The following is a 16,196-nucleotide window of genomic DNA, read 5'->3' on the forward strand; positions in this document are numbered from 1 at the left end:
AGGCAACGCCTTGTGTCAATAGGTTGATACAAGGTGTTTAGGTTGCAGCTCCTTGGAGTACTACGGCGCTGAGGAACTCATGCACGTGCGCCATCTCCTGCGCGTTCACCGAGTGCAGCATATTCGAGTAGAGCACCTTGGTGACGTGAACGTCGCTGGTGGCCCACCCGTGCGTGTATTCAATTTTTTCGGCGGTAATCACCGGATCATCCTGATCACGGCCCCAAAACAGTGGCTTGCGCATCTGGCGCAGCTTTTCGTCTTGGAAGAAGCCGCTGCCCTCTTCCGGCACCGCAAACCCCGAAAGGCCGACAACTGCCGTGATCGCCTCCGGCTGATGCCGCAACAGCGAAGTTGCCACAGCCATGCCCATCGAGAAGCCCAGCAGGCTCACCGAAGAGTGCTGCCTGGTGATCGGTTCGAGCCAGCTCCACAGGCCCGAGATTGCGGCCTTCACCTCATCGAAGGAGTAATCCAGGTCTTGCATCAGCGGAAACCACGTGAAGCCGGGCCCCAGCGCCTGAGGCGCACGCACCGAGACGATGGTGAACTCTTTGGGAAGCATGGGAGCCAACCCCATGAGATCTTCCTCGTTGGAAAGATAACCATGAAGCAAGACCAATAGCGGCGTGCCGGCTCTTTCGGCTTCGGGCCGGGACCAAATGACGGTGGGATTCCAGATATTTTCACTCACGCATCAAGTCAACCAGATGCCAGCAGGGATTCGGCAAATCGATTCACCGGCTGGGTCGCCATTACAATAATGTAACGTTTGGAATAAATAAGGAAAGGCTGAAAGATCCATGGTTGACTAGCGATATCAACATGCGTTGCGGCATTCCGAACAACGCATTGAGGGCTACCCGACGTGCGCGGAGCGAACATATTGGATGACATGAATATCACTGAGGTTGCAGCAGAAATTACAGAACTCACTCAGGAAGAATTTGATGAGCTCAGCGAGCTCAATGATTCGACTCCATTCGGTTATGTGGATGATGACTCCGCCGGAAGCTTTGGCGCTCTTGACACGCTCTTTAACGCGATGCCTTTTGCTTTCGGAGCCATCGTCGCTCTTTTTGTCCTCATGGCGGCCGCTACCACCTTCTTGCTTGTGCGTAATTTCAAGTCAACCAAGCAATCCGGGGCCAAATACTACTCGCCGCAGTCCGATCCAGGAATACTGCCGGCCAACGCTCACCTGTTGGCGCGGAATAAGAACTTGGAGCAGAAACTCGCAGAGCTAGATGATCTGTTCGCTCGGCGAATCATCACCCGCGAAGAATATGCCGCGGCTCGCAGCAAGGCGCTGCTGGGGTGACCTCCCGCTGGCGCCATTGACAGCTAGTTACCGAAAAGTAACAATATTGTTGTGTCTGAAAATTCTGCGTCCGAATCATCCCTCCCCGCTCACGAAACAAGTCACCCCTGGCGCCGGTACGTGGCGCTGGGAGACTCCTTTACCGAGGGTATCGGGGACCCCGACCCGCAGAACCCGGGGCGGCACCGCGGCTGGGCAGATCGTCTCGCCCAACAGTTGAGCACCACCGTTCCGGACTTTTCCTACGCAAACTTGGCCATCCGTGGGCGGCTGATCGGCCAGATCATTTCCGAACAAGTGACCCCGGCAATAAATCTCAAACCAGACTTGATCAGCATTTGCGCTGGAGGAAACGATGTCATTCGCCCCGGCGGCGATCCGGACAGAATCGCCGAACAGCTAGAGCGGGCGATTAGCGATCTGAGCAAGACCGGCGCAACAATACTATTGCTCACCGGACCCGATATTCGCGATACGCCTGTCCTTGGCGGCATACGCGGGAAAGTCGCCATATACAACGAAAACGTGCGGGCAATTGCGCAACGTTACGATGCCGTGGTGGGCGACCTCTGGGCCTTGAATGAGCTGCGCCGAACACGCATGTGGGACCCCGACCGGCTGCATTTCTCTCCACTGGGACATCAGCTCATCGCCGCGATGGCCTTGGATGCGTTGAACGTACCCCACGAGCTGTCCTTGAATGCTCAGCTGGACAACGCGCCACGAAGCTGGCGCGAAGCGCGAATCGAAGATCTGCAGTGGGCACGCGAGTACTTTGCGCCATGGGTTTTGCGCCGCATTCGACACCAGTCTTCCGGTGACGGGGTGACGGCCAAACGCCCGGTACCCACCCCGTTCACCCTGCCACCGCCGAATGAGTCATTGGGCGCTGGGGATAGCGCCCCTATGCAGGACTGAGCCCCACGACGCACAATGGAACGCAGTTTGATGCACCGCTTACTGGTGGATCAAACTGCGTTCCTTTTATGTTTGGATACTTAGCTAGGCGAGTTCCTAGTCGTCAAAAACCAGGGCCTGCAAGACCGGATCAAGCTGCTTGGCATCCGTCAGGAAGCCATCGTGGCCAATCGGTGAATCGATGTAATGCACCGGTTTCGGCTTCGGCAACGACGCAGCGAGCAGTTCAGACTGTGCCGGGAAGTACAGCCGATCGCTGCTGACCGCGGCAACCACCACGTTCACCTTAGCCAGACGGGCCAAGGCATCACGTAGCGAATCGTATCCGCGAGCAACGTCGTGGCTCATCAAGGCCTCGGTGATCACCAGATAGCTATTCGCATCGAACCGATGCACCAGCTTGGTCGCTTGGTGATCCAGGTAGCTTTCCACCTGGTAGCGTCCGCGTGCACCTTCCGAGGTATCCAGTGGCTGTTCCCCGGGCTGCGGCTTGCGCGCGAAACGCGTCTCCAGCTCGACTTCGGAGCGGTAGGTGATATGCGCCAGTCGGCGGGCTAGGCCCAAGCCGGCATCCGGGCGCACACCGTTGGCGTAGTAGTCGCCTTGCGCAAAATTTGGATCGAGGCGAATCGCCTCGGTCTGCACCTGCGCAAATGCGATCTGCTCCGCCGTAGCTTGCGCGCTGGAGGCCATGACAACCACGTTCTTGACCCGTTCCGGAAATTCGACTGCCCATTCGAGGGCCCGCGCTCCACCCATGGAACCACCGATGACCGTATGCCAGGTGTGCACCCCGAGCAGGTCGGCCAGGCGCGCCTCAAGGCGCACCGAGTCTTTGATCGTGACGAAGGGGAAACGTGAGCCCCAGGCTTCGCCGTGTTCGTCGAGCGAACCGGGCCCGGTGGATCCATTGCAACCACCAATGATGTTGATGGCCAGGACAAAGTAATTGTCTGTATCAACGGTCAGCCCGGGGCCGACAAAGTCTTCCCACCAGCCCGGGGTCTGCGAATCTCCCTGCGATACGTGAGCATCACCGGTCAGCGCGTGCATAACCAGCACCGCATTTGACCCGTCCGCGTTCAGCTGCCCCCATGATTCATAGGCCAGCTCGATACGCGGCAGGTATCCACCGGTTTCGAAGGTGTACTCCCCCACGGACGCGCGGCGCAAAATGCCGTCCTGTCCGTCGGCGAGGTTCTTCGAGTCGAGAGTCTCTTCGGTAGTCACTATGGATGCCATGCCTAGAGGGTTTCCTGCAATTCCTGGTTGGCAGGCTCTGCGATCGCAGCAAAACCAAGTTGCAAGTCAGCGAGTATGTCCTTGATGTTCTCCAGCCCCACGCTCAGCCGAACGAGCCCCGGGCGCACGCCGGCCGACAGGCGTTCCGCCTCGGTCAGCTGTGCATGGGTGGTCGAAGCGGGGTGAATCACCAGCGAGCGAACGTCGCCGATATTCGCCACATTCGAATGGAGTTCTAGGGCATCTACGAATGCCTTGCCCGCTTCGGCGCCGCCGGCAACGTCAAAGGCGATGACCGCCCCAACACCGTTTGGCGCATATTTCTGGCCACGCTCAAACCATGGCGAGGAAGGCAACCCGGCATAGGCGACCTGCTCGACTTGGTCATGGCCTTCAAGCCAGGCGGCGACTTCCTTGGCATTCTGCACGTGGCGTTCCACGCGGAGCGACAGGGTTTCCAGCCCTTGGGCAATCAAGAAGGCGTTGAAGGGTGCCACCGATGAGCCCAGGTCGCGCAGCAACTGCACGCGTGCCTTGAGGATGTAGGCGAGGTTTGCGCCGAGAATGCCGTTGACGCCCAGATCTCGGGCGAACACCAATCCGTTGTAGGACTCGTCCGGGGTGTTGAAATCAGGGAAGCGTTCCGGATCCTTGGCGAAGTCGAACTTCCCCGAATCCACGATGACGCCGGCAATGGCGGTGCCGTGCCCGCCGAGATACTTGGTAGCCGAGTGGATGACGATGTCCGCGCCCCACTCGATCGGACGGATCAGGTATGGGGTGGCCAAGGTGTTGTCCACCAGCAACGGAACACCGGCTTCGTGGGCAATCTCCGAGATTCCCTCGATGTCCAGGATGTCCTGACGCGGGTTGGAGACCACCTCGCCGAAGAACGCTTTGGTATTTGGCTGCACAGCCTCGCGCCACTGCGCCAGGTTATCCGGATCGGCCACGAAGGTGACCTGGATGCCGAGCTTGCGCAACGTGTGCTTGAACAGGTTCTGCGTTCCGCCATACAGGCTTGGGCTGGCAACGAGGTGGTCGCCGGCCTGGGCCAGGTTCAGGATGGCGAAGGTGGTGGCCGCCTGCCCGGAGGCGAGCAAAAGTGCGCCGACACCGCCTTCGAGGTCGGCAATGCGGTTTTCGACGGCTTCCTGGGTTGGATTTCCAATGCGAGTGTAGATCGGCTCCAGCTCCTGCAAGGCGAAGCGCGCGGCCGCGCTCTCTGCGCTGGGGAAGACGAACGAAGACGTCTGATAGATCGGCAAGGCACGCGCTCCGGTAACCGGGTCGGGCTGTTGTCCGGAGTGGATCTGACGCGTCTCAAATGACCAGTTGTTACTCATGGTTTCCTCCATATAGCTTGTTGACTATGGGGGTACACCACTAAAAAACACACCGACAGGAAGCTCCTCGTCGAGGTACTTTCCAGGGGGTAACCCGCGCTTGTCCTAGACACAGTTTGTGCCGAGGGCCAGGTCTTCACCCGGGGCACCCCACCGCGGAGGAGGGTTGCCGCCCAGTAAGCCGGGGCTTGTTACTGGGACTCATGACCTGACACAAGTCTGCCGGACAACCGAAGATCTTGGCAATATGAAGTGGCTCAAAGTGACGCAATCGGTCATATTGCACTTTTATAACGCAATTTATGCAGAGCGTTCGATCGCCAGTTCGCCAGTTAGGGTAGCCTAAGTCGAGACTTGAATCACATAGTGACATGATGGGCACATGATGAGGCTAGATCACGTTACGTACGCATGTGGCCCGGACGGGCTCATGCCAACCGCCGAAAGAATCTCCGAGGCTTTGGGCTTGGAATTCGTCAAGGGAGGCGTGCATCCGCGATTCGGAACTCGCAATGTAATTTTCCCGCTCAAGCATGACCAATACCTAGAAGTAGTTGAAGTTCTGAACCACCCCGCTAGCGACAAGGCACCGTTTGGGCAGGCGGTCCGTGCCCGTTCCGAGCTGGGCGGCGGATGGATGGGATGGTGTGTTTCAGTTGAGGATCTCTCAAGCGCAGAAGAGCGCCTGGGACGCAAATCGGTTCCGGGTAACCGCAAGTTCCCTGACGGCCGCGAACTCACCTGGCAGCAGATTGGCATCAAAGGTCTGATCGCGGACCCGCAGGTTCCATACTTGTTGCGCTGGGACGCCGGCACCGAAGACTTGCACCCTTCCCGTGCGCTGGATCCCGCTGGCCAGATCCAGAGCATTGCCATTGCCGGTTCACGCGACCGAGTCCTTGATTGGCTGGGGCAGCCAGAAAACGTGAATCTCGGTGCGGTGAGCATGGAGTATGAAGCACCCAACGGGACCCCGGGCATCTTGTCTGTAACTTTCGAAACCGATAACGGTACCGTGGTGCTGTAAGACAAGGTACGCACGAAGGTAGGTGGGGGCAATGGCGCCCCCACCTACTCTTCTTTAATGCCAGTTGTGCGCTCAAACTGGCAAGGCTCTGCTCTGCCTATAGCCGCTTGCCCAAAACCACAATGTCTTGGGTTTCGTAGCCTTGCTGCTCGTAGAATCGAATGACCTGCGAGTTCTCGGAGCGAACCATCAGCTGCACCTTGGGCACCGAACGTCGGCGCAACCAATCGGTGGCCGCGCCAACGATCTGTTGGCCCAGTCCTTGGCCCTGGCTCTCGGGACGGACCGCAACGTAGTACAGCCACCCGCGGTGACCATCAAAACCAACCATCGCGGAGGCAAGCAGCGCTCCGTCGCGGTGCCCCACAAGAATTGTGGATGACTCGTTGCGTAGCGCTTGTTCCGCATCGGCCCGCGGATCATTCCAAGGCCGGGTGAGTTCCACCCGTTGCCAGAGTGCGACCACCTCGGCAAGGCCATTCATCTGAAGCTCGCTAATCTGCATTTTCGCTCCCCTGCTAAAAGCACTTAGAAATTGGGCCATCATGAATCTGGAAAGTGCTCAGGCACCAATGCCGATGGCCGGGCCGATGAGCAAGAAGCCTACAAAACCAACGGCATCCAGCAGGAAATGCGCGATGACCAGGGGCATGACGCGACCGTATTTATGATAGAGCCAGCCAAAGACCACACCCATGGCGAAGTTGCCGATCATCGGTCCGGCCCCTTGGTACAGATGATAGCTTCCGCGCAGCAGGGCCGAACCGAGAATCAGCACCCAGGGTCCAAGATTGAGTCTCTTGCCGTAGCCGAAGAGGAAAGCCAACATCACGACTTCCTCCAGTACTGCATGGCGTACCGCTGAAAGGACCAGCACCGGCACACTCCACCAGTAGTCTGCGAGATTTGCCGTGGCCAGCGCTGTGGTGATGCCGAATGCCCGACCCGCTGCATATACGCCTAGCGTGCCGATTCCCATGACGAGAAACAAGCACACCCCGAGCAGCGCATCCTTGCCAGGACGACGGAAATCGAAGCCTACGTCCCGGATGCTTCGTCCGAGCGTTCGATGCATGAAATAGAGCGCGAGGGCCACCGGGAGCAGGGCGAAAAGGATATCCAGGAGCTGGTACGCCAGGTCAAAGTATTCTCGCGTGTTCAGCGGATTGTTCATGGATGTGGTCTGCTCGCGCAATGGCGCACGAGTCGCCTTGTCGGCAAAGCTGATAAGCGAATACACGGCGCTCTGTCCGAGTGAGAGCCCTAGAACGAGGAAAATCTCAATCTTCAGGATGCGAGTGCCGCTCGTCGTCAATGTCTTTTCACCAGTCACATATCGATCATAGACTTCGACTGCTGTGCTGCGGCTGAGCAAGGAGTCCGAGCGGATCATGCTGCAGCGCCTGACCATGCTGCAGCGTTGGCCCGATGCACTTACTGTGCCGCAGATATTCCCGTTTTGGTGATGACCGGGATTCCTGCCATGGCAAGGGCCTCCCGTTGCTCGTCCGTGATCTGATCGTCGGTGATCAGGCCGGTGAGGTTTTCGCGATCTAAGATCACGAAGGAATGCCCTCCGATCTTCGAAGCATCTGCCACCAGGTAGCTCCTACGAGACTGGTTGATCATCAATTCGTTGACTGCTGCTTCCATCTCATCGCTGACCATCGCTCCGATGCTCGGTTCCAGCGCATTGATGCCTACAAAAGCCATATCGAGCGTGATTTTGCCAAGCGAATTTTGTGCTAGCGGGCCGACAAGCTCGTAGGAGCGCTCGTTGAGCACCCCACCGGTGACCATAACGCGAATGTGCGGGCGCACGGCGAGCAAAGAGGCGATATTGACTGCGTTGGTAACTACGGTGAGGGTGATACGACCGGGCTCCCCCACTAGATCCTGGCGCATGCCCAGTTCAATGGCTATTGCTTTAGTGGTAGTGCCCCCAGAAAGTCCGACCACGGTATCGGCTTCAACCATGCCAGCGGCGAGCCTTGCGATCTGAAGTTTGCGTTCGTCATGGTCTTCACGCTGATACCGCGAGGGAAGGTCGTAGGCGACCGTGTTTGAGACTGCCCCACCGTGGGTTCGGGTGAGAAGCGAGGCATTGGACAGCGAGTCCAGGTCCCGTCGTGCAGTCGCAGGCGAGATTTCCAGCTGCTGAACAATCTGCTCGACATCAATCTGGCCATTGCTAGCCAGGAGGTCGAGGATATGGTTCAGGCGTTCCTCGCGTTTCATGGATCCAGCTCTCTAATAGTGCAAATCATCAAGTAAATTGCGTAGTTCTCTAACCTGTTGTTCATCAACGGCCAGGCTCTGCGCATAAGGTGTTTTGGCGGAGAAATGAACCGCCGCTATGCCTGTGGCATAAGCCGCACGCACGTCCCGTGGCTTCATGCCACCACCGGACATGATTTCAATTCTTCCTTCGGCACGCTGCACCATGCGTTTGATCATGGGTAGCCCTTCACCAACCGTACTTCGTCCTCCGCTAGTCAACACTCGTGTGACCGGAAGTTGCAAAAGCTCAAGGACGCTGTGCGCAGGATCGGGCGTTGCATCGATGGCGCGGTGCACCGTGATTTCCATTTGCGAATTGATCTGCCGCCCAGCCTCGATCAGCACGCGAATCCCCGGGATATTTAGGGATCCTTCAGCGGTCGAAGCCCCGATGACCAGTCCTTGCACTCCTTCGAAGGCAAGCCGCTGCGCCTGTCTGACCAGCAAATCTAGTTCCTCGGCAGTGTAGGTGAAATCACCGGGACGCTCACGCAAAAGTGCATGTACGCCAAGCGGGGGCGATTGCTCCAGGGCTTTGACCAGCAGTTCGGGGCTTGGGGTAAGCCCGCCGAGTTCCAACGCTTGGCATACTTCGATTCTGTCGGCTCCTGCCCCCACCGCGCGCGCGGCACAGCTTGGTGAAGTTGCAACGATTTCCAGCGCAGGCGCGTTACCTGGCATAGCTATTTCACCGCCCCAGCGGCAAGGCCACCGATCAGTCGTTTTTCAATCAGGGCGAACAGAATGATCACCGGAACAATCGCGACAATCGAAACCCCAAAGACGTACTGCCAGGCGGTGGAGTACTGTCCCACGAACTTCGTCAACGCCACGGAGAGCGGCTGATTCTCGGCCGTCGACAAGATCACCAATGACGCTGCGAATTCGTTCCAGCAGGAGACAAAGGTGAAGATCACCGCGGTGACGATGCCCGGCCAAACCAAGGGCAGATTGATGGTGAAGAGCACGCGCAGTTTTCCTGCACCGTCGATTTGCGCGGCTTCGTCGATGCTGCGCGGAACGCCTGCGAAGAAGGAGTGCATGATCCATACGGCGAAGGCAAGGTTAAAGGCCGCATTGATCAGAATCATGGCCAGCCACGTGTCATGTAGATCCCACGCAAGCATCTGCTTAAACAGGCCGGCGGTAAGCACCGCAGGCTGCAGCATCTGGGTCACAATGACCAAGAACATGAACACCATTTTGCCCGGGAACTTAAAACGGGCCGTGTAATACGCCGCCGGGGTAGCTACCAAAAGCACCAACAGCGTGGCGAAAACCGAGATGACAATCGTGGAAATGAGGTTATATGGGACCGGTGTCTCAGGAGTCGCCCACATCGAAGCGTAGTTCGACCATTGTGCACCTTCACGCGGGAGATAATCCGGCGGAATAGAGAGGATTTCCGCCTGTGTTTTTATGGAGCCAATGAGCATGGTCAGATATGGCAGCAGGAAGATTAGAACAACTAGTACACCGATCAGCATGCGCATGATCACCGTCTTGCGCGAGGCACGATCGGCGGTGACGAGAAACGCCATCTCTATATCTCCTGCATTGGTTTGACGGACTTGACGTAGATGGCCACGATGACGACAACAATGGCGAAGTTCACCACGGAAAGTGCTGAGGAGATATCCAAGCGGCGATCAAATTGCAGAACCTTGAATATGTAGGTCATGAGCGTGTCGGCGCTGTTTCCCGGAATCGAACCGGTCATCACCTTCAGAATAGGGAGATTATTAAAAACGTTGATGATGTTGATCAGAGCCGCGACGGCGAGCGCCGAGCGCAGCTGCGGGAGGATCACGAAGATGTAGGTTTTCCATTTACCTGCCCCGTCCACCCGAGCTGCCTCTAGGGTTTCTTCCGGGATGGCCTGCATCCCGGCGAGCAGCGTATAGGTGGTAAAGGGTATCGAAACGAAAATGGCAACGACGATCGAAACCAGCATCGCTGGGACCGCATTTTTAGTCCAACCGAACCCTTCGTCCATGAGCCCTATGTCGATGAAGAACTTGTTGAAGATTCCGTAGTTGGGATCCAAGCCGTAGTAGAACACTGTCGTGGTCATGACTACCGAGGCGGCCCAGGGAACGATGACGGCCATTCGCACAAAAGTGCGCCCGGGGAACGGCTTGTTCAAGAATTGGGCGAGAGCCAATGAAAGAAGCACCGTGATCACGACAACGGAGAGGACCCAAACCACGGTGTTGATCATGATCCGAGGCAGTGCCGGATCTTGGAAGACCGTGACGAAGTTGTCCAATCCGACAGAATGAAGGTCGGTGCCAACCGATGAAATCTTACGGGTCGAGTTGTAGATCATGTAACCGGCCGGATACACCACCATGGCCAAAATCAAGAGCAAAGCCGGCCCTATCCAGGGCACTGAGGACAGCAATGACTGCGAGTCATTACCGCGTTTGCGTCTCTTGGCAGGTGCCGGGGTGACCTGTAACGAGGTACTCACGCTCTGCTCTCCTTTATTCTTTCGGCGCCACGGGAAAACTACGCGGGCCGGCCGTATCGTTTGGTTCGGCAACAGAGGCCCGGCGAAACATTCGTCGGGCCTCTTATTGCGTGGTTACTTGGATTCGCCCAGGCTGCTAGCTGGCCGCGTCAGCCTTGGCTTGGATGCCCTTGAGCACGTCCTCGGCGGACTTACCGGTACCCAGTTCGCCCATCAGCGATTTGAAAGCACCGTCGGTCGCATTCCATGCGGGGTTGGTCGTGGGGTAGAAGACCGCGTTCGGCAACATGTCCAAGAATGGCTTGAGGACTTCGTCCCCGGCGAGCTTCTCGGAACCGGACTGGGTAGTTGGAAGGAATCCTTCGGTGCTGACCCAGTCGGTGTAGACATCGGCCGAGTAGAAGTAGTCCATGAATTCCTTGACGGCTGCCGATTTGCTTCCGTCATTCTTGAAAGACATCAGCCGATCCGCGACGCCTAAGGTTGCAGGTTCCCCGGTCTTGGTGGCGACCGTGGTAACCCCGTATTTCAGATCGGGGTTTTCCTTTTCAATCTGTCCCACGGTCTGTGGCAGTGCATAGGCGAAACCTAGCTGGCCCTGGATGAAGGTGTTCAGCATAGGGGTGCGCTGGGTAGCGCCCGGATCGTTTTGCGTGACGCCGTCATCGATCATTTTCTTCATGAATTCGGCGGCTTCGAGGTTTTCCGGGGTGTCCACGGAGATCGAATCTGCATCACCGAAGTTGCCTCCGTTTCCCGCAAACCAGATCAGTGACTCGCCTTGGGCTTCTTCGCTGCCCAGAGGCATGCCGTAGCCGTCCGCCTTGGTCTTTTCGCTGATCAGCTTTGATGCTTCGTAGAGTTCATCCCAAGTCTTTGGGACGTCCTGGACTCCGGCTTCGTCCATCAGCGTCTCGTTGTAGAACAGCGCGCGGGCCGAGGCAATCAGTGGCAGTCCGTACTGGGTGCCTTCAAATTTTTCGGCATCTGCGAAGGCGGGCTGGAAGTCCTCAATGGTTTCGGGTGAAGCGACATCTGAGACCGGAGCAAGCAGTCCTTCTGCGGCGAACTCGGCAAAGGCGCCACCGTTGTAAATATCGGGTGCCTGGTTACCCTGAAGTTTGGTCTTCAGTACGCCTTCAAGATTTTCCCACGATTGCACCTCGAGGTTGATGCTGATGTTGCTGTGTTCGGCTTCGAAGTCTTCGATCACACCTTCCCACAGGGCCTTGGTGCCTGTGGAGTAGGTAGGAACGAGCATTTCCAAAGTGGTGTTTTCGCCGCCCGCCGCATCTGTGGAGGCATCGCTTTCACCGCCAGAAAAACCGCAGCTGCTCAACAGCAGCGCTGCCGTTGCAGACAGGGCCACCACCGCGGTACGTGTAGTTCGTTTCATCTCTGCTCCTCATTGTCGCGCCATTGCGGCACCCTACTCGGTGTGAATGATTCTGATTTTTTTGGCGACTTATAGTCAGAAAAAAATCAGCCTACACCGATTATGTAGTGATAGAGATCACTGGTCAAGGCTTCATGATGATATTTTTAGAGTTAACTGGGCGCTAAAAGATCATAAACAATCACTTCGGGATGAATTTTTCTACGTTCGGGACGTAAGGTGACGGATAGGCATCACCGCATGCCTTGGACGTACTCATTCGCGCGGCAGTGCAACGATTCACGCCGGCTCGGTTCCGTTCCAGCCCTGTCGGGTAGAGCTCCGCGAAGAGAATTACGGATTCTGGGCAGGGTGGGATTTTGCGTGCCCTAGAAGCAGCCAACGAAGAATACACGCGCAGGCCCAACCGCAAGGGCCAGAAATTGGCCTTGAAGTCCGACGTGGTTGGGCAGGAGCGGAGAACTGTCCCTTCGGCGGATTGCCACCGATCCGCGACAACGGCTCATGGCTTTTAGGCAGAGGCAAAGAGCTTGAGCAGTCGCGCTGCCTCGATTGCCATCTGGGTTCGCCCGGCAGCCATGTATTTGCGCGAATCCACCGCTTCGGGATGTTCCGCGAGCCATTGTCGTACCGCCCGAGTAAAGTACCCGTTCAAATGCGTAGAGACATTGATCTTGCGCATCCCGGCCCGGATTCCGTCGACCAGTGTTTCGTCGGGCACTCCCGAGGACCCATGGAGCACCAGCGGAATGTCCAGACTTTCCTTAAGCCGCCCAATGAGCTCCAGATCCAGTGTCGCACCGCGGTGCAACATCGCGTGCGACGAACCGACAGCAACGGCCAATGCATCTATGCCGGTCAGCGAGGAGAAATGGGCTGCCTCGCCTGGGTCGGTCCGGACTCCGGGAGCATGAGCCCCGTCTTTTCCGCCGATCTCCCCGAGCTCGGCTTCAACATAGGTTCCGGTGAGTTTCGCGGCCGCAACTACACGGCGGGTGGCTGCGACATTATCTTCAAAGCCCAGCTTCGCCCCGTCGAACATCACGGATCCGAAGCCAAGCTCTAGCGCTTGATAGACCAACTGTTCGTCTTCTGCATGGTCCAGGTGCAGGGCCACTGGCACGCTGGCCAGTTCGGCCAGCGCCTTGCTGGCCGCGGCAATGGGCGCTAGTCCCCCGTGGTATTTCACGCAGTTCTCGCTAATCTGCAAGATCAACGCGGTATTCGCCAGTTCGGCCCCTTGAATGAGGGCTTGCGCCGTTTCTAGATGAATGACATTAAAGGCGCCTTGTCCAAAGGCCCCTGCCTGTGCGAGGTCCATTATTTCTCGGGTGGGCACCAATGGCATGGGCGTTTCTCCTTAGATTTCGGCGTTTGCCGGCAGAATTTGATACTCGACTTCGTCGAAGAGCTCTTGATGAGCAGGCGCAAGGGCACCTGCGGTGGGCATGAGCACCGTGGACGCAGACCAGGCAACGGCGAGCCGCAAGGTAAATTCAGGTTCTTGCTCACGCAAGTAGCCGGTCATGATTGCTGCCACGGCCGAGTCTCCGGCGCCAGTCGGGTTTCCGCTGAGGGACCTTGGCAACACCGCATGGCCTATGGCAGGGGTAGCCGAGGAGAAACGGAAGATGCCGCGCGCACCGGCGCTCAGGAATACCTCCGTAGCTCCGAGGTCGATCAGCTTGCGTGCGCCCAAGGCCAGGTCCTGGCAGCCTGTTGCCTCGCGTAATTCGTATTCGTTGGGCTTGAGCACCGCATGATGCCGGGCAGCTTGCAGGAGCCATGGGCCGGTGGCATCGACGAGCACCGGGCATCCACGCGCGGTTGCGAGGTTGATGAACTCTCCGATTAGTCCCGGTTCGGTTCCCGGAGGCCACGAACCGGAAATGTTGACCGCGGTGGCAGCACCGAGTGCTTCCGCATAGGCGGCAAGAATGTTTTTCCATTGCCGGTAGTCCAGCGCCTGTCCGGCCTGATTGAATAACGTCGTGGTATTCGCCTGCGGATCGTGAAAGGCCATAGAACGCCGGGTGGACGCGGTCACCGGGATGCTTCTGAAGGGCAGGCCGCTGCCCAGCAGATTCTCGGTAAATTCAATCCCGCTGTTACCGCCGGTGGGGCTGAGCGCAAGCACCGGGTGATGCTGAGAGTGCAGGACCCGGGCCACGTTGATTCCCTTGCCACCGGCTTGGGAGGTCGGTAACGGAACTCGATGGCTCGAATCAAGCGTGAGGTTTTCCACCGTGTAGCTCTCATCGATGGCAGGGTTCGGAGTGAAGCTGAGAATCATGGAGTTTTCCCCTGATTTTTCTCGGATGCTTCTTGAGCCAAGATCAATGAACCGCGCAGTCCGGCGTTGGCCCCGAGCTGTGCTGGAACCAAGCGAGGTTTACGATGAAATGAAAGCCTGGCATACAACGCAACTTGCAACTCCTCGAAGAACCGGTCTCCGGCTTGCGCTAGTCCGCCACCGATCACAATGCCTTCGGGCGCAATCGATGCGCATTGTTGGGCGAGCGTGAAGCTCAGCGCCTCAATGGCGTCGGCAATGACTTGTGCCGCTGCGCTGTCTCCCGCCTTGCGGGCCTCGAAGACCTCCTTGGCCCCGCCGCGGCGGCCGGTGCGCTGCTCGTATCTGCTGGCGATGGCGCCGGCAGAACCCAGAGTTTCCAAACATCCGGTGTTGCCACATTTGCAATCGAGCCCTCCGGGAACTTGCGCATGGCCCAGTTCGCCCGCATATCCACCGGAACTGACTATCCGCCCGTCAACAAGCAGCGCGGAACTGATTCCGGTTCCGATGATCATCACGACCGTGCTGCGTTTCAGGTCCGGATCGGCAGCGCCACTTCCAAACTCCAGTTCGGCCCGGGCCGCCAGCGTGACGTCATGCCCGAAGCCGACGGGCAGGCCCAAGGCTTGCTCTGCCATTTGGCGCAGTGGCGCCCGACGCCAGCCAAGGTTGGCGGAAAAGATCCCGATGCCGTGCTCGGCATCAACTAGTCCGCATACCACCAGCCCTGCGGCTAGCGGCGTCTGCCCGGAAAGCTTGCGAAGCCGCGCCGCAAGTTCAACCAACTGTCTCATCAGCGTGGCGGCTGCCAGCTCGGCACCAGCCACGATGGTCGGCTCGCGCAGAACGTGCAGGAACTGGCCATGCTCATCGGCAAGGGCTGCCTTGATGTCTGTTCCACCGACATCAAAAAGTAGGAAATGCTCACTCATGTGGCTAGCTCAGTCTTCCAAGATCACCGAACGAGTGAGGTTACGTGGACTATCCGGGTCCATACCGCGAGCTCGCGCACGGTCTAAAGTGACGCGGTGAACGTAGGCCAGTTCCGCCAGCGGGTGCCGATCATTATTGATGTAGATGGCCCCCGTGCGCTGAACCTGTGCGCCCAGACCTTCCGGTTCTTCACCGAACATCCAGGTCACCCGGTTTGGTGCGGCAATGGCAATTGGCCCGTGGCGGTAGTCCATCGCCGGGTACGCCTCGGTCCACCCTTGGACCGCTTCGCGCATTTTGAGGGCAGCTTCATGGGCCAGCCCCACGCTGAAACCGCGGCCAAGGAAGGTGAATTGTTCGGCTTCGATGAGTTGCTGGGGCGTCTGCGCGTTGACCAGTTCCCCGGCCTGCACAATTGCCTCGTCCAAATCGATGCCCACGCTGGAGAGCAGATAAGCCAAGGCGGTGGTCGCGAAGCGAGTCTGAACCACCGAACGCTCGTCTGCATAGGAAAGTTCGACTACCGCGTCGAGCTTTTCCATGATCGGCGAGCTGACATCGCCAATAATTCCAACCGTGCGCAGGGAACCTCGGAGGTCATCAAGGACCTGAAGCACCTCGGAGGTCGTGCCTGAACGGGTTATGGCAACCAGTACGTCGTAGTCGCGGGTGGTGATTCGGGCTTCCGAGGCGGCGAATGCGTCGGTGATCCCCTGGCCTGCCGCTTCGCGCGCCGCGGCATAGGCCTCGGCCATGAACCATGAAGTGCCGCAGCCAATGACCGCGACTTTAAGACCCGGTGCTGGCAGCAGGTTCTCACTTTTTTGCTGCGCCACTGCTCGCCGCCACATCTCTGGCTGTGAAACTAGCTCCTGCTCCATATGCGCACCCAGCACGACTTGTTCGCTCACGGCAGCTCTCCCCTTCCGGGATCAAATTCTCAATATCTAGTCGGACAGAATCT

The 16,196-nt window shown here is 58.0% G+C and carries 17 protein-coding genes and 1 riboswitch; of the genes, 3 read left to right on the forward strand and 14 right to left on the reverse strand.

The features are described 5' to 3' along the window. Positions 1–37: 37 nt before the first annotated feature. On the reverse strand, positions 38–694 hold the full coding sequence (locus CQ017_RS11160) for an alpha/beta hydrolase (RefSeq protein ID WP_105553764.1): 657 nt from the start codon (positions 692–694) through the stop codon (positions 38–40). A gap of 201 nt (positions 695–895) precedes the next feature. On the opposite strand from CQ017_RS11160, the gene CQ017_RS11165 reads away from it, so the two are divergent. Continuing rightward, complete coding sequence (locus CQ017_RS11165; protein ID WP_105553765.1) at positions 896–1,321, forward strand: SHOCT domain-containing protein; 426 nt, start codon at positions 896–898, stop codon at positions 1,319–1,321. A 51-nt stretch (positions 1,322–1,372) separates the two neighbouring features. Then, positions 1,373–2,239 carry an SGNH/GDSL hydrolase family protein gene (locus tag CQ017_RS11170; RefSeq protein ID WP_105553766.1) on the forward strand — a complete coding sequence of 289 codons (867 nt, stop codon included), beginning with the start codon at positions 1,373–1,375 and terminating at the stop codon, positions 2,237–2,239. Between the two features lie 96 nt (positions 2,240–2,335). Here CQ017_RS11170 and CQ017_RS11175 read toward each other — a convergent pair whose 3' ends face one another. Beyond that, positions 2,336–3,481, reverse strand: coding sequence for a homoserine O-acetyltransferase (locus tag CQ017_RS11175; RefSeq protein WP_105553767.1), 1,146 nt, complete (start codon positions 3,479–3,481; stop codon positions 2,336–2,338). Between the two features lie 2 nt (positions 3,482–3,483). After that, positions 3,484–4,827 carry a bifunctional o-acetylhomoserine/o-acetylserine sulfhydrylase gene (locus tag CQ017_RS11180; protein ID WP_105553768.1) on the reverse strand — a complete coding sequence of 448 codons (1,344 nt, stop codon included), beginning with the start codon at positions 4,825–4,827 and terminating at the stop codon, positions 3,484–3,486. Between the two features lie 91 nt (positions 4,828–4,918). Beyond that, positions 4,919–5,036, reverse strand: a riboswitch (SAM riboswitch). Positions 5,037–5,209: 173 nt separating this feature from the next. Between CQ017_RS11180 and CQ017_RS11185 the strand changes: the two genes are divergently transcribed. Then, on the forward strand, positions 5,210–5,854 hold the full coding sequence (locus tag CQ017_RS11185; protein WP_105553769.1) for a VOC family protein: 645 nt from the start codon (positions 5,210–5,212) through the stop codon (positions 5,852–5,854). Between the two features lie 97 nt (positions 5,855–5,951). Here the strand turns inward: CQ017_RS11185 and CQ017_RS11190 are convergent, their stop codons facing one another. From CQ017_RS11190 to CQ017_RS11240, 11 genes are all read right to left on the reverse strand, one after another. Further along, entirely contained in the window at positions 5,952–6,359 is a 408-nt protein-coding gene (locus CQ017_RS11190; RefSeq protein WP_181150539.1) for a GNAT family acetyltransferase, read from the reverse strand. A 57-nt stretch (positions 6,360–6,416) separates the two neighbouring features. After that, positions 6,417–7,169 carry a CPBP family intramembrane glutamic endopeptidase gene (locus CQ017_RS11195; RefSeq protein WP_374954996.1) on the reverse strand — a complete coding sequence of 251 codons (753 nt, stop codon included), beginning with the start codon at positions 7,167–7,169 and terminating at the stop codon, positions 6,417–6,419. Positions 7,170–7,288: 119 nt separating this feature from the next. After that, positions 7,289–8,092: a DeoR/GlpR family DNA-binding transcription regulator gene (locus CQ017_RS11200; protein ID WP_105553772.1), complete on the reverse strand. Its 804-nt coding sequence runs from the start codon at positions 8,090–8,092 to the stop codon at positions 7,289–7,291. A 12-nt stretch (positions 8,093–8,104) separates the two neighbouring features. After that, positions 8,105–8,815, reverse strand: a complete 711-nt coding sequence (locus CQ017_RS11205) for a copper homeostasis protein CutC (protein ID WP_105553773.1) — start codon at positions 8,813–8,815, stop codon at positions 8,105–8,107. A 2-nt stretch (positions 8,816–8,817) separates the two neighbouring features. After that, positions 8,818–9,675: a carbohydrate ABC transporter permease gene (locus CQ017_RS11210; RefSeq protein ID WP_219843930.1), complete on the reverse strand. Its 858-nt coding sequence runs from the start codon at positions 9,673–9,675 to the stop codon at positions 8,818–8,820. Between the two features lie 2 nt (positions 9,676–9,677). Continuing rightward, positions 9,678–10,607, reverse strand: coding sequence for a carbohydrate ABC transporter permease (locus tag CQ017_RS11215; protein ID WP_105553774.1), 930 nt, complete (start codon positions 10,605–10,607; stop codon positions 9,678–9,680). Between the two features lie 136 nt (positions 10,608–10,743). Then, the gene (locus tag CQ017_RS11220) at positions 10,744–12,003 is read right to left on the reverse strand and encodes an extracellular solute-binding protein (protein ID WP_105553775.1); all 1,260 of its coding nucleotides are present in this window, start codon (positions 12,001–12,003) and stop codon (positions 10,744–10,746) included. 511 nt (positions 12,004–12,514) lie between these two features. After that, complete coding sequence (locus tag CQ017_RS11225; RefSeq protein ID WP_105553776.1) at positions 12,515–13,351, reverse strand: class II fructose-bisphosphate aldolase; 837 nt, start codon at positions 13,349–13,351, stop codon at positions 12,515–12,517. Between the two features lie 12 nt (positions 13,352–13,363). Beyond that, on the reverse strand, positions 13,364–14,296 hold the full coding sequence (locus tag CQ017_RS11230; protein ID WP_105553777.1) for a 1-phosphofructokinase family hexose kinase: 933 nt from the start codon (positions 14,294–14,296) through the stop codon (positions 13,364–13,366). Further along, positions 14,293–15,231, reverse strand: a complete 939-nt coding sequence (locus CQ017_RS11235) for an ROK family protein (protein WP_105553778.1) — start codon at positions 15,229–15,231, stop codon at positions 14,293–14,295. The genes CQ017_RS11230 and CQ017_RS11235 overlap by 4 nt, the downstream gene beginning before the upstream one ends. Positions 15,232–15,240: 9 nt before the next feature. Next, entirely contained in the window at positions 15,241–16,113 is an 873-nt protein-coding gene (locus tag CQ017_RS11240) for an SIS domain-containing protein (protein WP_374954997.1), read from the reverse strand. Between the last annotated feature and the right edge of the window lie 83 nt (positions 16,114–16,196).

Origin of the sequence: Arthrobacter sp. MYb224 (assembly GCF_002975455.1) — a bacterium.
Lineage (GTDB): Bacteria > Actinomycetota > Actinomycetes > Actinomycetales > Micrococcaceae > Glutamicibacter.

What these genes read in the sequence shown, in the direction of transcription:
- CQ017_RS11185 (WP_105553769.1), top strand. Translation starts at nt 5,210, where the DNA reads ATGATGAGGCTAGATCACGTTACGTACGCATGTGGCCCGGACGGGCTC.
- CQ017_RS11230 (WP_105553777.1), bottom strand. Translation starts at nt 14,296, where the DNA reads ATGATTCTCAGCTTCACTCCGAACCCTGCCATCGATGAGAGCTACACG.
- CQ017_RS11220 (WP_105553775.1), bottom strand. Translation starts at nt 12,003, where the DNA reads ATGAAACGAACTACACGTACCGCGGTGGTGGCCCTGTCTGCAACGGCA.
- CQ017_RS11180 (WP_105553768.1), bottom strand. Translation starts at nt 4,827, where the DNA reads ATGAGTAACAACTGGTCATTTGAGACGCGTCAGATCCACTCCGGACAA.
- CQ017_RS11175 (WP_105553767.1), bottom strand. Translation starts at nt 3,481, where the DNA reads ATGGCATCCATAGTGACTACCGAAGAGACTCTCGACTCGAAGAACCTC.
- CQ017_RS11200 (WP_105553772.1), bottom strand. Translation starts at nt 8,092, where the DNA reads ATGAAACGCGAGGAACGCCTGAACCATATCCTCGACCTCCTGGCTAGC.
- CQ017_RS11205 (WP_105553773.1), bottom strand. Translation starts at nt 8,815, where the DNA reads ATGCCAGGTAACGCGCCTGCGCTGGAAATCGTTGCAACTTCACCAAGC.
- CQ017_RS11165 (WP_105553765.1), top strand. Translation starts at nt 896, where the DNA reads ATGAATATCACTGAGGTTGCAGCAGAAATTACAGAACTCACTCAGGAA.
- CQ017_RS11235 (WP_105553778.1), bottom strand. Translation starts at nt 15,231, where the DNA reads ATGAGTGAGCATTTCCTACTTTTTGATGTCGGTGGAACAGACATCAAG.
- CQ017_RS11190 (WP_181150539.1), bottom strand. Translation starts at nt 6,359, where the DNA reads ATGCAGATTAGCGAGCTTCAGATGAATGGCCTTGCCGAGGTGGTCGCA.
- CQ017_RS11210 (WP_219843930.1), bottom strand. Translation starts at nt 9,675, where the DNA reads ATGGCGTTTCTCGTCACCGCCGATCGTGCCTCGCGCAAGACGGTGATC.
- CQ017_RS11225 (WP_105553776.1), bottom strand. Translation starts at nt 13,351, where the DNA reads ATGCCATTGGTGCCCACCCGAGAAATAATGGACCTCGCACAGGCAGGG.
- CQ017_RS11240 (WP_374954997.1), bottom strand. Translation starts at nt 16,113, where the DNA reads ATGGAGCAGGAGCTAGTTTCACAGCCAGAGATGTGGCGGCGAGCAGTG.